The organism is Methanosarcina sp. 1.H.A.2.2 (assembly GCF_000979975.1).
Classification (GTDB): domain Archaea; phylum Halobacteriota; class Methanosarcinia; order Methanosarcinales; family Methanosarcinaceae; genus Methanosarcina.
Genome location: NZ_JJQL01000070.1, coordinates 1 through 15041, shown reverse-complemented (window position 1 = coordinate 15041; position 15041 = coordinate 1). Strand labels below are relative to the sequence as shown.

Below are 15041 nucleotides of genomic sequence, written 5' to 3'. Positions count from 1 at the left end.
CTCACTCTCCTTTCATTCTCCGAACAGCATGTACCCCTGCAGCTACGGTAGCAGCACCGACTGCAACCTTGGATAATGTGTCAATATTTGCCCCAAGAAGCACGCCCTTGTCTTCAGCTTCAACATAAAAAGGCCTTGATGAGTCAGGGAAGCCGGGTTCAACGCAGGCAATACAGGGGGAACCTGCCTGAGTACACATACTTACGGAACCATTCCAGCGGCGAATGGCACAGTCGGCGTGAGAATAAGGAGCTTTACAGCCTAATTTCCAGAGGCACTTTTCTCCGCCAATCTGCTCATCGAACTCTCCACGGTCATAGTAGCCGCGGCGAGGGCAGTTTTCATGTACTGTGTGGTCGGTAGGGAAAAAGACCTTGGGCCTTCCGTACTGGTCAAGGATGGTCTCCAGGTCTTCGGGAACCTTAATCTTGTTAAGGATTATCGCACCTACGGTAAGGAGAATCCAGTCCGGGTGTGCAGGACAGCCAGGGATGTTAATTACGGGCTTGTGGATCCCAAGCTCTGTGAGCATGCCTTTTGAGCTATCTTCCTTTGTGAAAGCCACTCCCCTGTAATCCGTAACCTGGGAAACAGCACTGTCAGCGCAGGCAATTCCCCCATAAGTGGCACAGGTTCCAACTGCAAGGATAGCGTTGGCACGTGTTGCAGCTTTTGCAAAGAGCTCTTTGAAAGTCCTGTTCCCGATAACGCAGTAGCGCCCCGAGCCATCCGGACCGTTTGCAATTGCGCCTTCCACGACAAGGATATAGTTGCCTTCTTCGATAAGTTCGTCAACGAGAAGCTCGGAGTTCAGTTCAGAGGTGTTTACAGGCTCGCCATCGACAAATAGCCCCTGCTGGGCAAGAAGAGTTTCATGGTAAGCAATGTTGACATTGAGCTTGCTGATTGCCTGGACAATATCAGGATTGCCTCCGTTTAAAATGGATTCGGAACAGCCAGTGCACTCAGCACCATGAAGCCAGATAATCTTTGTCTCTGCAAACTCAAGCGCACTTGCGATCTCTGTTTTATAGGTGCCAAGAAATGTAGTTGCGCCAAGCACGCCTACAGCCTTCATGAAAGTACGCCGGTCTAGTTTTAAAAAATCTAAACTATCCAGTGTACGAATAAGATTTTTCATTCCAGTACTCATCTCTACCACATCTTGTTTTTTACCCAAAATATATGTACTAAAGACATATTTAATTTAAATTTGTTATAATTATATAATCATGTATATAAATATACCAATAATGTTTTCAATGAGGGAATAGTATTTAAGGATTTTTACACTATAGAATAAATATATTAATGATGTAAAAGAAGTTTGATTTCAGTCGAATACCCAGCTAGCTTGCTGCGGGGATGGAAAACTTCCCCGAGAACCGTTAGTGATAATACGATTTATCGATTCCATTTTTTGTTTGTTAACTTCTGCTCGAACTAAGTCGTATTAGGGTTATTGTTTATTTTTATGGCATTTGGAGGGAGTGCAAACATACCCCGTTGTTTGCAGCGGAGTGCTCCAGCACAACTTAGATTAAATATAAATCTTGAATTAAATTAACCTTAATAATAGTCAAAACGGGTTATCGAACATTGTAAAAATAATTTCCTAAGTCGGCTCAAAAATAAGAGCAAAAAACAGGTATCAATTTTGAAGGCGAAATTAAAAACAAAAAAGATATAATAGAGAACTATACAATTGCGCAAAATAATATTCACCAATACACTTTATTATAAAGCCCAGGGATTTAGTTCCCGGCATATTCTAGCATACTAACCCTGAGAATTTGAGTATCAATTCAAATGACAAGTAATCGCATTAAGGCCAGTCCTCTTAAAGTATTGTTCTTAAAATATTGTTCTCAAAGTATTGTTCTCAAAGTATTGTTCTCAAAGTATTGTTCTCAAAGTATTGTTCTCAAAGTATTGTTCTCACTGAAAATTAGATATCGTAATTATCAGATTTTGAAAAGAAAAATATGGACGAAAAACAGTAGAGGTAATATGTGTATAGCTATTCCAGGAAAAATCAAGGCCATAGTCAACGAAAACACTGCCACGGTTGATATGGGTGGGATCTGCAGAGATGTAAACATGGACCTGCTTGGAGGTGCCAGTGAAGCTCTGCTAGGGAAATATGTCCTTGTCCATGTAGGATACGCAATATCTGAAATCTCAAAAGAAGAGAGTGAAGAAACCATGCGCCTCCTCAGGCAGATATCAGGCCTTGAAGATTCGGATATCTCTGAAACGAGGTCCTCCGAAGAAACGGACGTTGAGTGAAATGAAAAACGAGGATTCTTCTTTAAAGCCCAGTATGCCTGAACTTGAAAAAAAGCTTCTGGAAAGAATTCAAGCCTCCGGAATCTCACTCCGTGTAATGCATGTCTGCGGTACGCACGAAAGGACTATAGCAAAATACGGGCTCAGAAGCGTGCTCCCACAGAATATAGACGTAATAAGCGGGCCCGGATGTCCCGTATGCGTCACTCCCGAAAAAGACATTGACATTGCGATTGCTCTTGCAAAGAGTGGAGCAACTGTAGTCACTTTCGGGGATATGATGAGGGTCCCTGGTTCGGCAGAAAGCCTGCTAGATGCAAAGTCTGAGGGAGCAGACGTAAGGATGGTGTACAGCATTGATGATGCCGTATCCCTTGCAAACAAAAAACCTGAGCTCAAAGTGGTCTTTTTCGGAGTCGGCTTTGAGACCACGGTCCCTGCTAATGCAGCTGCCCTTCTCAGAAATCCGCCCGAAAACTTCAGCCTCCTTGCCTCCCAGAAACAGACTCCTCCAGCAGTCGAACTTCTTGCCAGCGATGCCGAAGTTGATGCTTTTATTGCCCCAGGGCATGTAGCAACCATTATAGGGACAAAGCCTTTCGAACATCTTGCAGAAAAAAGCTTTCCTGTTGTTGTGAGCGGGTTTGAGGCAAGAGATATCCTCCTCGGAATAAACCTGCTCCTGGCACAGGCAGAGAAAGGAGTCTCAAGGGTAGACAATGGATATCCAAGGGTCGTAAAGCCAGAAGGGAACACAATAGCCCTGAAAATGATGAATGAGGTATTCGAAACCTCGGAGTCCGAGTGGAGGGGAATTGGAAATATAGAGGGTTCGGGGCTAGTGCTCAGGAAAGAGTATGAGGAAAAAGACGCCTCAAAGAAGCATGAAGACCTTTATTCTGCTTCCCTTGCAGAGATAAGGGCAAAAGCGGAGAAAAAGGATAAGAAGCGCTGTATCTGTGCAGCTATCCTCACAGGGAAAGCAAAACCATCCCAGTGCCCCAACTTCGGGAAAGACTGCACCCCGAAAAATCCGACGGGACCCTGTATGGTCAGTCAGGAAGGTATGTGCTACAACTGGTTCAGGTACTCGCGGGAAGGAGGAAGCAGGCTTGCATGAGTATTCCATCGCCTGTGAGATCTTTGAGCAGGTAATAGCAACTGCCGAAGCTCACGAAGCCCAGGAAGTCAGGCATGTAATCCTGGAAATGGGGAGGCTTGCCCATACAAATCCGGAGCAACTGAGCTTCTGTTTTAAGGCCATTGCCGAAGGGAGCATTGCTGAAAATGCGGAGTTCATTGTAGAGATGATCCCACCCTCCCTGGAATGCGAGTGCGGATACACCGGCACTGTGGATGAAACACAGATAGGAAAGGATGGCGAACTCCGAAGCGAACTTCTGGAATACATCGCAGCGCTTGAATGCCCTGTATGCGGAAAAAATGCTCGCATCACAGGGGGCAGAGAACTGATTATAAAAAGCATTGATATTGAGACAGAAGTAGAAAAGTGAACCTCCAGGCAGACAAATATATAAATGTAGTAAAAGGTAGCAGGTCTATCAAATATAGTCACTTAAAAATACTCATTTCAACTCTCATTCAAACATACTACCTAAACATTCAAACATACCTACCTAAACAGACATCCTGATCCGTAAAATTTAATTCACAAACAACAAACGGATTTTTTCATCGAGATAATCAAGCAACCCCGAGTGATGTTTATGTTAATGCATGTAATCCACATGGGACACGATGTGTTCAAGGCAAATGATAAGATTGCCGAAAAAAACAAGACGGCCCTTGACAAACACGGAGTCTTCTCAGTCAACGTTATGGGAGCCATCGGGTCAGGAAAGACCACTCTGATCGAAGAGGCAGTCAGGTACCTCAAAGAAAAGTACAGAACAGTGGTAATCGCAGGTGACGTCATCGCAGAGATGGATGCCTCACGTTTCAGGAAACTCGGGGTGCAGACAATCCCTGTAAACACTGGAAAGGAATGCCACCTGGACGCAAAACTGGTGGAGAAAGCCCTCGATGAGATCGACCTTGACAATACGGATCTCCTTATTATTGAAAATGTGGGCAATCTGATCTGCCCTGTAGACTTCAAGCTTGGAGAACACCTCAGGGTGGTTGTGGTGAGCGTCACTGAAGGAGACGATATCATCCTCAAGCATCCTATGATTTTCAAAACTGCAGAACTTGCGGTAATAAATAAGGTTGACATTGCACATGCTGTTGACGTTGACGCCGAGAAAATGAGGGATGACATCCTTTCCTTAAACCCTGATGTGCCGGTCATCCTTACTTCAAAGCACGACTGGGAGAGCCTTGAGACCTGGATAAGCTTTATTGAACTTGGAATCGGAAGAGCACAGGAAGCTCAGAGAAAGTAAAGCAATTCAAAGCGGTTTAAACGCGGATAAAAGTAAAAGGAGACCGGATATGAAAGCAAATGCCATTTCCCTGGAACACGGTGCAGGCGGAGAGGTAATGCAGGAGCTTATAGGGGAGATTATCCTTAAAAACTTCCGCAACAAAAGCGCAGGCTCAATAGGCCTTGAAAGCCTTGATGACGGGTCTACGGTCAGACTTGAGAACTTTAACCCCGCTTCCGAACTTGTGCTGACAACGGACAGCCATGTGATAACCCCTGCTTTCTTCCCGGACACCAATATAGGACGTCTGGCAGTTTCAGGCACCATCAACGACCTCACGGTGATGGGAGCAAAGCCCCTTGCCCTTACCTGCGCAGTCATAGTCCCTGAAGGTTTTCCAATTCATGAGTTTGAAGAGATAATCAAAACAATGGACAAAACTGCTGCGGAAGTTGGAGTCCCTATAATTACAGGCGACACAAAAACCGTGGAAAAAACTGCCCTTGACTCAATCATCCTGAACACAGCAGGCCTCGGCATAACGGACAGCCCTGTAAGGGATTCGGGACTGAAGCCAGGAGACCGGCTCCTTGTCACAGGCACGATCGGCGACCACGGGATCTCTCTTATGGCTCACAGGGAAGGTTTTGACTTCGATACCGACCTTGTCTCGGACTCCGCGCCCCTCTGGAAACTCATAGAACCAATCCTGAAACTCCGGACGCAGGAAGGGGAACCGGTAATTACAGCTATGAAAGACCCGACCCGCGGAGGGCTTGCAAATGCCCTCAACGAAATGGCAGCAAAAGCCGGAACAGGGATCCTCCTCGAAGAAGACCTGATCCCCTTCAAGCCCGCAGTCACAGCAGCCTGCGAAATGCTGGGCCTGGATCCCCTCGAAGTTGCAAACGAGGGAAAGGCGGTAATCGGAGTGAAAGCCGGCTTTGAAGAAGAAGTCCTCTCTATCCTCAGAAAGCACCCCTACGGCAAAGACGCAGCCCTTATCGGAGAAATTACTGCGGAAAACAAAGGAGAAGTAATCCTGAGAAACCGCTTCGGCGGCATGCGCTATGTGGACGTGCCGGCTGGAGATCCGATCCCCAGAGTATGTTAATCGAGTTGCGATGTAATCACAACAGCCCTCATCCTTTTCACTCGCTGCGCTCGCTCAAGCGGACTTATTTACTCGTTTCTCCTTTTTGATTTCGGTCTCTTTATGTCATTATTTCTCACCATCTTTGACCAGGTTTTGGAATTGAAGTCGAATAATTAGTATATAGAGAGATATTTTTTCAAAGTTATATAAAGAGACATTTATATAAGTTTGGTAGTTTATATTAATTAAGCAGATAATGGTTTTTTTGCGATTAGCAATAAATTTTATTCACCATTTTCTGTGTAAGAACGTTCAATATCCTGAAATATCCAACTGAAAATAACCTTGGGGGGTTACATGACAAAAGAAGAAATTTTGAAAGGATTAGCGGATGCTGTCATTGAAGGAGACGACGATACAGCGGTAGAGCTTGCAAACCAGGCTCTTAAGGAAGGGGTTGATGCACGCGAGGCAATCATAAACGGGCTTGCAAGGGGAATGACAGTCATGAGTGAGAAATATGAACGAGGTGAAGCTTTTGTTCCCCAGCTGATGATTTCTTCGAGTGCGATGTATGCGGGGATGGACGTCCTTATTCCTCATGTGAAAGTCATAGAGGCAGAACGGCCTTCAACTGCAGTGATCGGGACCATCGAGGGAGATGTGCACGACATTGGCAAGAACCTTGTTAAGACAATGCTTACTGCGGCCGGATTTAACATGATCGACCTGGGCGCGGATGTTCTAGTCAGCAAATTCGTTGAAACCGCAAGGGAACACAAAGCCGACCTGATCTCGATGAGTGCTCTTATGACCACCACCATGGTCGGGATGGAGAAAGTGATAGAACAGCTTCAAGAGGAAGGGATCAGGGATGCCATTAAGGTCATGGTAGGAGGCGCTCCGGTTTCGGAAAAGTTTGCACACGCCATTGGGGCCGATGCCACACAGCCCGATGCTGCCGCTGCCGTAGAGTGGGCACTTGAAGCCGTAAAAGAGCTTGAGCCCGTGGCTGACCGGTGGAGTGAGGAAAAGATCAGCCTGACCAAACGGAAATACATGGATATCCTGGCAAAAAGGAAGGTATCGGTCGGAGTCGACGTAGGCAGGATGACGGCTGAAAAGATCATAAAAGAGTTTGAGAGCGTGAAGGTCAAGGCTAAAGAAGCGATGACCCACATCGATCGGTCCTTTGGGGCTCTCCAGGACAAGAAAGTGGATCGCCTGCCTGTGTATCCGCTTGCCTGCGGCGTCCTCCGGAAATTCGTGCCTGCATCCTACAGGGAATACACAACAGTCCCCGAGAAGTTTGCAGCAAGCGCCTATGCCGGGGTAAAGTATCTGGACCTTGACATGTTCGTGGGACTTGCCGACCTCTCGGTGACCTCCGCAGATCTCGGCTGTAAGATTACGATCCCAGACGAAGACACACCTGCCTCGGCGGGGCATCTGGAGGCCTATGAAAAGATTGAGATCCCCGAAATCAAGGAAGGTACCCGCGCCTATGAAATGGTCCAGGCCACCAAACAGGCAAGAGAAAAACTGAAAGAACTTAACGCCCCGATGGTTGGCTTCCAGGAAGGCCCGCTTCTGACCCTGACCCAGCTGATGGGGGCAAGCCGCGTCTTTATGGATATGCAGACCAATCCAAAGCTTGTGCTGGAAGCCGTGGAAAAGTGTGCGGATTATGTTTGTGCGGTTACGGAGAAGTTCTTTGAGGAGGATGCCTGTGACGGGCTCTGCGTAGATAACCTCTGGTCCAATAACGTCATCATGAGTTACGATGATTACTGGAAGTTCGAAGGGGAACTCGTCTCCAGGAGGCATGTCCCGCTCTTTAAAGAATATAACCAGCCGTACATCATCCACAGCTGTGCCGATGCCGTCCACTACGACATCCAGATCAAAAAATTCGAGACGGCCCTGTTCAGCTATGCCTACTACCCGAGCTTGAGGGAAAAAGGCTCCAAGAACTATGCCGACCTCATCCCCAGGTACGGGGACATCTGCTGCATGATGGGAGAAGTCAACCCGGTACAGTTCATGGACAATTCGCCTGAAAGCGTCCAGAAGATAAAGAACGATACCGAGACCCTGCTCCGTGACGTCTTGCCTGTCCTGAAGGAAAACGGGAAGCAGTCCAAGTATATCATGTCAACGGGGTGTGAGGTACCTCCGGGAGCTCCCCTGGATACTGTGCAAGCCATGGTAAACGTGGTAAAGGAGCTTGGGCCTGACCTCCAGAAGCAGATCATGGGGTAATCGGACACCCCATTTCTTTTTTCTGATTTTTAAGAAAATTGGGAAAGTAAGGGTATAAAGCAGTAAAAAACAATAGAAATTAGGGACAATATTAATCCTGGTTCTGGGGGGCAATATGAATCTGGGGCTTGGCATCGATACTGGTGGGACTTATACTGATGCCGCTGTAATGGATCTTTCAACCGGGGAAATTCTTGATTCGAATAAAGCTTTGACAACCTATTCTGACCTGATAATAGGGATAAAGAATGTAATTTCAGGCCTTAATCCGGAGTACCTGAAAGAAGTACATCTGGTATCGGTTTCCACAACCCTGGCCACCAATTCCACCCTCGAAGGCAAAGGGTACCCTGCAGGGTTGATTCTGGTAGGGTACTCAATTCCCCGGCAGCTTTCTACACGGCACATGGTTTCCGTAAGCGGTGGGCATGATACCTCTGGAAATGAAATAGATGATCTTGACACCGAAACTGTCAGGAATTTTGTGATCCAGACTGAAAGCAGGGTTTCATCCTTTGCCGTTTCTTCCTATTTTGGAGTCAGGAACCCGGAACACGAACTTAAAGTAAAAGAAATCATCCGGAGCCTGACCGACCTTCCTGTGGTCTGCGGGCATGAGCTTTCCCAGGGTCTGGGGGCCTATGAAAGGGCGGTAACTGCCCTTTTAAATGCCCAGCTGATCCCCATCAATGAAAGCTTTATAAAATCGGTCAAGGCCGTGATACAGGAAAAAAACATCGATGCACGGCTTATGATGATGAAATGCGACGGCTCCCTCGTGCGAATCGAGGATGCCCTGGAAAGGCCTGTGGAGTCCATCTTTTCCGGGCCTGCGGCAAGCCTGGTCGGGGCTGCCCACATAACCCGTCTCAGGACCTGTGCCACAGTCGATGTGGGGGGGACGAGCACGGATATCGCCCTGATCTCCGAAGGGATCCCCGAGATCAGTGATTCCGGAGCTGTTGTGGGGGACTGGAAGACCATGGTCAAGGCGATCAAAATGAATACCTCAGCCATGGGAGGGGACAGCCATGTCTGGGTGCAACGAAAGGCCTTTATCGGGCCGCAGCGGGTCCTACCTCTGTGCCTTACTGCTTCCAGCTATCCGGCTCTCCTTGAAAAGCTGGATAGGACAGAGACATTCCAGCCCCGGATCATGACAGAGGTCATTCAGCCCACAAACTTTTTTGTAAGGCATAGGGGGCCTGCAGGTTTGAAGGCTGCGGACTTCAGCCCTGCCGAAGAGGAGCTTTTAAAGATCATAGGGGAAGAGCCGGTCTCGATTTTTGAAATCTCCGAGAAGATCGGAAGCCATCCTATTATCTTTTCAGACAGCTTAAAGGCGCTCCTTCAAAGGCGGGCCATAAGCCAGATAGGATTTACGCCGACTGATGCCCTGCACGTGCTAGGGGAATACACCGCCTGGGACCGGGAGGCAGCCTTAAAGGGAGCAGGGATTCTTGCCAGGTATTTGAAGCTGGACAGGGAGGCTTTTGCTTCCAGGGTGAAGCAGCAGGTTGCAAAAAATATTGCCCTGAACCTTGTATCCTTTTTTGTAGAAGGACTCCAGAAAACTGATCTTGAAAAAGTGATGGATCAGCCAGAGTACATCAGGTTCAGGATAAACGTGCCTGTTGTCCTGATCGGGGCGCCTGTAAAAGCCTATGTAAGCGAATTGAAGCAAATAATTGATGCAGAGATCCGGGTTCCCGAGCACCATGAAGTTGGAAATGCGATCGGGGCCCTGGTGGGAAAAGTTATCAAAAGGGTTGAAATCCTGATCAGGCAGCTTGAAGCGGGAAGCCGCGAGTACGCTGTGTTTTCGGAAAAAGAACGGGTGGTATTTGGGGACTATGAGGAGGCGCTTGAGTATGGGCTCGGGCTTACGCGAAGCCTTGTGGAGGAACATATGGCTGCCTACAGGCTGGGGCCTGACAGGGTTCACTTTGATCTGAAAAAGGATAATATCGGGCCGACCCTTGGCCAGCCTGTTGAAACGAGATTATCGGCAATTGGAATCGGAACACTTCTGAGGTTGGAATAAATGGCATCGAACATCAGGCCTGCCCCGCAAACAGCTATCAAGTCTGCGTCTAATAAAGCAGCCGGAAAAACGTCACAGACAGTTCCAGGCACTGCTTTTGATCAGCTAGCTGAAAGCGTCAGGGAAAAAATAGGGATAAAAGGGCTCGTGAAAGGAGAGGAACTGGCCGAACACCTTGAACTGGTGTGCGGGGAGGTTAACAGGCTTCTTCGCTCTTCGTTTGGCCCGAAAGGTTTTGACAAGCTCATCATCAATCCCGTAAACGAGATCGTTGTGACCAGTGACGGAAAGACCATCCTGGAAGAGATCGATATCCTGCACCCAGCCGTAACGGCGTTGAAAAACCTGGCAAAGTCAATGGACAAAGCCTGCGGGGACGGGACCAAGACTGCGGTGATCCTGGCGGCGGCCCTGATCACAAATGGGGTCAAACTTATCAGGCACGGGGTTCACCCGAATACGGTTGTTAGGGGGTATCGGCTTGCGTTTTACAAGGCTTACGAGCTGCTGGAATACAGCAGCAGGCCTGCAAAGTCGTATGAAGAAAGCTATGCTGCCGTGCTGGGTGCTGCTCTTGGCAAGGGCATGCAGCCTGGGCTTGCAAAAGAACTCACACATGTGGTCCTCAAGGTGGTCGAACGCCTCAACAGCCTCTCTCCAGAGGGGCGCCTGGACCTGAACGAAAATGTCAAGGTCCTCAAAAAATCCGGGGGGCCTGAGGTCGATTACCTTGAAGGTGTGATCATGGACGAGTCTCCTGCAAGGCCTGATATGCCCAGGGCTTTCAGCGGACCTTCCATCCTGATCCTGAACTATGACCTTAAATTCAAAAGCGAGTACCTCAGCCCCAGGCATGACAAGAGGGCTCTGGACCTTGAGACTGCCTACAGCTTCAGGGATAAGCAAAAAGAAGTTATGCGGGGCTTTGCGGACAAAATCATCGGAAGCAAGGCAGATGTGGTCTTCTGTGAGGGGGATGTTGACCCGCTCATAGAGGAGGCCCTGGCACGGGAAGATATCCTGCTCTTTAAAAAACTCAAACTCAAAGACCTGGAAAAACTCTCAAAAGCCACAGGAACTCAGATCATGGCCATCAGCGACGAGCTTGTCCCCGAAAGGCTGGGCAGGGCTGACAGCCTGGAGGTCAAAAAGAAGTGCTATGAAAACTTCGTGTTTATCCGGGTCAGGGACCAGCCAATTACGAGCATCCTGGTCTGGGAACCTGTCAAATATGACCTGGGGAAGGTAGAGGAAGCCGTGGACGATGCCCTGAACAATGCGGCTTTTCTTTTCAAGAACAAAATGATCGTCACCGGCGGAGGGGGGGCCGAGTTCGACCTCGCACAGATGCTCAGGCTTTATGCGTTTACCCTTGCAGGCAAGGAACAGCTTGCAGTACTCGAGTATGCAAATGCCCTTGAAGAAATCCCGAGGGCTCTGGCCCGAAACGCAGGGATGAACGTGCTGGACGCCATGACCGAAATGGCTGCCTGCTACAGCAGGGGGGAGGAAGCCAGAATCGACCTATCAGGTAAAGTCCGGGCAGACGCACCTTTTGTCTACGATCTTGCGAGCATCAAAAAACTAGCAATCATTTCCGCTACAGAAACCGCCTGCAGCGTGCTGCGGGTTGATGAGATCAGGCTAAAAAAGTAGATGCCAAAAAATAAAACCCGGTCTCTTTTTCTGCTTTTTCTTGAGATTTCCCCCATTCTCTTGCTTTTGACTTATGATTTCCGTTCCTATTTCTGGGTTATGATATAATTTTATATTTTTGAGGATTATTTATATCTCGACAAAGAATGATTGTCGACTCTTCCCGTTTGATGACGGTTATTTTTTTTCATTATTGCGGGAAGGAGAGTGCTGGAAATCTGATAGATTCAATTTAAGGGGGTTATATACTGACAAAGGAAGAAATATTGAAAGGTTTAGCGGATGCTGTCGTCGAAGGAGACGATGAACTCGCAGAAGAACTAGCACAAAAAGCTCTCGATGAAGGGGTAGACGCCTATGATGCGATTATTCATGGGCTTTCCAGGGGGATGTTAATTGTTAGTGAGCAGTATGAAAAAGGAGAAGCTTATGTTCCACAACTGCTAATCGCTTCCACTGCAATGTATGCAGGGATGGATATCCTGACCCCTCATGTGAAGGTTGAGGGAGCGGAAAAACCGGCGGTCCTTGTGATCGGTTCAGTTGAAGGAGACGTGCACGACATCGGGAAGAACCTTGTAAAAACATTGATGTCTGCTGCCGGTTTTAAGGTGATTGACCTTGGGGCTGACGCGCCCCTGGAAAAGTTTGTCGAAGCTGCAAAAGAGAACAAGGCCGATATCATTTCCATGAGTTCGCTTATGACCACCACCATGACAGGCATGGAGGAGGTCATAGAAATGCTTCAGGAAGAAGGGCTCAGGGACGCCGTAAAGGTCATTGTGGGCGGAGCCCCGATCTCTGAAGACTTTGCAGAGAAAATTGGGGCCGATGCAATGAGGCATGACGCAAGCTCGGCAACCGAGTGGGCGCTTGAAGCGGTAAAGACACTCCCAGCGTCCGAGGAAAGGTGGAGCGAACAGCAGATTGCGCTTGCCAGGACCAAATACAGAAAGATCCTTGCCGCAAAGGTTCCGAAAACCTCTGTGGATATTGGCAGGGTGACGGCTGAAAAGGTCATGAAAGAGTTCGACGCTGTTGTGCCGAAATTCGTATCAACCATGACTAAGGCTGAGAGGTTCACGGCCGCCTTCCAGGATAAGAACGTCGACAGACTGCCAATAGCACCTCTTGCCTGCGGCGTATCAAGGAAGTTTGTGCCCTGCACCTACAAGGATTACTCAACCAACGCCGAAAAGTACGCAGAGTGCGTCTACACGGGTATCAAGTACTTCAACCTGGACACTTTCGTGGGCCTGACCGACCTCTGTGTGGACGCTGCCGACTTCGGCGCAGATGTAAGGTACCCGGAAGAGGACACCCCGGCTGCAAAGGGACATCTTGAGGACTATGAGAAACTGGAGGTCCCGGACCTTAAGGAGGGCACTCGTGCCCATAACCTGGTCATGGGCAACAAGTTTGCAACCGAAAAAGCCCATAGCCTGAATGCCACGATGACTGCACTCATTGAAGGCCCGATGGTTGCCCTTACCCAGATCATGGGCGCATCCCGCGTCCTTGCCGATATCAAGACAAATCCGGATGTCGTGAAGAAAGGGCTTGAAAAGACTACCGAATATGTGGAGAACATCATGAAAATGATGTTTGAGGAAGCCCAGCCAGACAACCTCTGTATGGTCACCCTCTGGACAAACAACTTCATCCTGAGTGCCGATGAATACATGATGACCGAAGGTGCTGTAATGCAGAACAGGATCGCACCCCTCTACAAGAGATACAACAAGCCTGTCGTGATCCACAACTGTTCCGATGCCCCACACTGGGACCTTATCCATAAATGGGACACAAAGGCTTACAGCTACACCTACTACCCGCACGAAGCTGACAAGGGGTCAAAGGACTACAGGTACCTCATCAACAACCACGGCAAGGAAACAATGTTCATGGGCCAGACGAGCCCCATCATGTTCCTGGACAACTCACCCGAAGGCATCAAGAACATCCAGGAAAACACCATGCAGCTCATGGAAGGCGTCCTGAATACTCTGAAGGACAATGGAATGCAGTCCAAGTACGTGATCTCCACGGGCTGTGAAGTCCCGCCTGGCGCTCCATGCGATTCCGTTACCGCGGAAACATACCTGGTTGCCGAGAAAGGGCCGGAACTCCAGAAGAGAATCATCAGGCAGTGTGCCTGATTTAGCATGAAAATGGTTGAGACTATGTTTCTCAAATAGTCTCACCTTCCTTTTCATTTTTTGATGTTACCCAATTTTTAAGGTCTAATATTCCATCATCATCTCTGGCGAAACGTTGTTGCTATTTATCACCAGATCTACTGGAGAGTAGCAATGACAAAACGTTTGTGGATATCTAAACCGCAAGATTTGTTTATTTTTCCTGCCAATTTACATTACTCCCTCATTTTCATGGACACTTGTTTATCGTTATGCGATCTGAAGTAAGAACTGTTTTTAAGGCTGTAGAAAGAAGACCCCACGCATAGCAGGAGCTATAATCGAAAAACGACATAAACAATGACGGTAAAGAAGAAAAATATAGAAAAAAAAATAGCATCTTGAAAGCGGAGGATAAAGATGATAATGGATTTTAAAGGCAAAAGCCCGAAAATCTCCGAAACGGCTTTTGTTGCGGATTCTGCAGACATAATAGGGGATGTTGAGGTAGGGGATTTTTCAAGCATATGGTTCAATGCAGTGCTTCGGGGAGATCAGAACAAAATAAAGATAGGAAACAGGACAAGTATCCAGGACGGCGTGGTGATTCATGCAGACCCCGAAAACGGAGTCCAGGTTGGAGATAATGTGTCAGTAGGGCACGGGGCTGTGCTTCACGGGTGCAAGATAGAAGATAATGTACTCATCGGCATGAACTCAACTGTGCTGAACGGAGCTGAGATAGGAAAAAACTCAATCGTAGGAGCAAATGCGCTTGTGCCCCAGGGAAAGAAGTTCCCGGCTAACAGCCTTATTATCGGAGTCCCCGGGACGGTAAAAAGGGAGACAAACGAGGCAGAGGTTGAGGCTATAAAAGAAAATGCGGCTGAGTACGTAGAGATGGTTCGAGAGTATAGGAAAAGATGAAGAAATAATGCCTTTACAATATCAAACCCAATGAACTGAATAGTAGGCAATCATGGCAGAAACACGGGTTTTTCCCATATATTTTAAGAAGATCCTATTAACGATTTAAGACCTGTGTATCCCAATTGCCATTAAAAAAAGTTTTATAGTGCGAGGGATGGGATTCGAACCCACGAACTCCTACAAGACTAGGCCCTCAACCTAGCGCCTTTGACCTGGCTGGGCAACCCTCGCATTTAGAT

At 48.0% G+C, this 15041-nt stretch carries 11 protein-coding genes, 1 tRNA gene and 1 pseudogene; 10 read left to right on the top strand and 3 right to left on the bottom strand.

Annotation, left to right across the window (positions count from 1 at the left end):
* Position 1 precedes the first annotated feature (1 nt).
* Positions 2 to 1153, bottom strand: coding sequence for a hydrogenase small subunit (locus EO93_RS10510; protein ID WP_200898110.1), 1152 nt, complete (start codon positions 1151 to 1153; stop codon positions 2 to 4).
* Positions 1154 to 2010: 857 nt separating this feature from the next.
* Here EO93_RS10510 and EO93_RS10505 point away from each other — a divergent pair.
* From EO93_RS10505 to EO93_RS10465, 9 genes are all read left to right on the top strand, one after another.
* Entirely contained in the window at positions 2011 to 2289 is a 279-nt protein-coding gene (locus tag EO93_RS10505) for a HypC/HybG/HupF family hydrogenase formation chaperone (RefSeq protein WP_048136492.1), read from the top strand.
* A gap of 1 nt (position 2290) precedes the next feature.
* Entirely contained in the window at positions 2291 to 3409 is a 1119-nt protein-coding gene (gene hypD / locus EO93_RS10500; protein WP_048162496.1) for a hydrogenase formation protein HypD, read from the top strand.
* On the top strand, positions 3402 to 3803 hold the full coding sequence (gene hypA, locus EO93_RS10495; protein WP_048136493.1) for a hydrogenase maturation nickel metallochaperone HypA: 402 nt from the start codon (positions 3402 to 3404) through the stop codon (positions 3801 to 3803). The genes hypD and hypA overlap by 8 nt, the downstream gene beginning before the upstream one ends.
* A 219-nt stretch (positions 3804 to 4022) precedes the next feature.
* A complete protein-coding gene (gene hypB, locus EO93_RS10490) occupies positions 4023 to 4694 on the top strand; it encodes a hydrogenase nickel incorporation protein HypB (RefSeq protein ID WP_048136504.1) in 672 nt (223 codons plus the stop codon).
* A gap of 49 nt (positions 4695 to 4743) precedes the next feature.
* Positions 4744 to 5790 carry a hydrogenase expression/formation protein HypE gene (hypE, locus tag EO93_RS10485; RefSeq protein WP_048162495.1) on the top strand — a complete coding sequence of 349 codons (1047 nt, stop codon included), beginning with the start codon at positions 4744 to 4746 and terminating at the stop codon, positions 5788 to 5790.
* A gap of 339 nt (positions 5791 to 6129) precedes the next feature.
* Entirely contained in the window at positions 6130 to 8034 is a 1905-nt protein-coding gene (locus tag EO93_RS10480; protein ID WP_048162494.1) for a methyltransferase cognate corrinoid protein, read from the top strand.
* Positions 8035 to 8149: 115 nt separating this feature from the next.
* Positions 8150 to 10078, top strand: coding sequence for a hydantoinase/oxoprolinase family protein (locus EO93_RS10475; RefSeq protein ID WP_048162493.1), 1929 nt, complete (start codon positions 8150 to 8152; stop codon positions 10076 to 10078).
* Positions 10079 to 11734: a TCP-1/cpn60 chaperonin family protein gene (locus tag EO93_RS10470; protein ID WP_082107626.1), complete on the top strand. Its 1656-nt coding sequence runs from the start codon at positions 10079 to 10081 to the stop codon at positions 11732 to 11734. It begins immediately after the preceding gene.
* Positions 11735 to 12000: 266 nt separating this feature from the next.
* Positions 12001 to 13893 (top strand): uroporphyrinogen decarboxylase family protein, encoded by a 1893-nt coding sequence (locus EO93_RS10465; RefSeq protein ID WP_235284208.1) that lies wholly within the window; start codon positions 12001 to 12003, stop codon positions 13891 to 13893.
* 58 nt (positions 13894 to 13951) lie between these two features.
* Here the strand turns inward: EO93_RS10465 and EO93_RS17495 are convergent.
* Positions 13952 to 14102, bottom strand: a pseudogene (locus EO93_RS17495) (IS110 family transposase); the annotation flags it as partial.
* Positions 14103 to 14292: 190 nt separating this feature from the next.
* Between EO93_RS17495 and EO93_RS10460 the strand changes: the two are divergent.
* Positions 14293 to 14799: a gamma carbonic anhydrase family protein gene (locus EO93_RS10460; protein ID WP_048162491.1), complete on the top strand. Its 507-nt coding sequence runs from the start codon at positions 14293 to 14295 to the stop codon at positions 14797 to 14799.
* Between the two features lie 149 nt (positions 14800 to 14948).
* Here EO93_RS10460 and EO93_RS10455 read toward each other — a convergent pair.
* A tRNA-Leu gene (locus tag EO93_RS10455) sits at positions 14949 to 15033 on the bottom strand.
* Between the last annotated feature and the right edge of the window lie 8 nt (positions 15034 to 15041).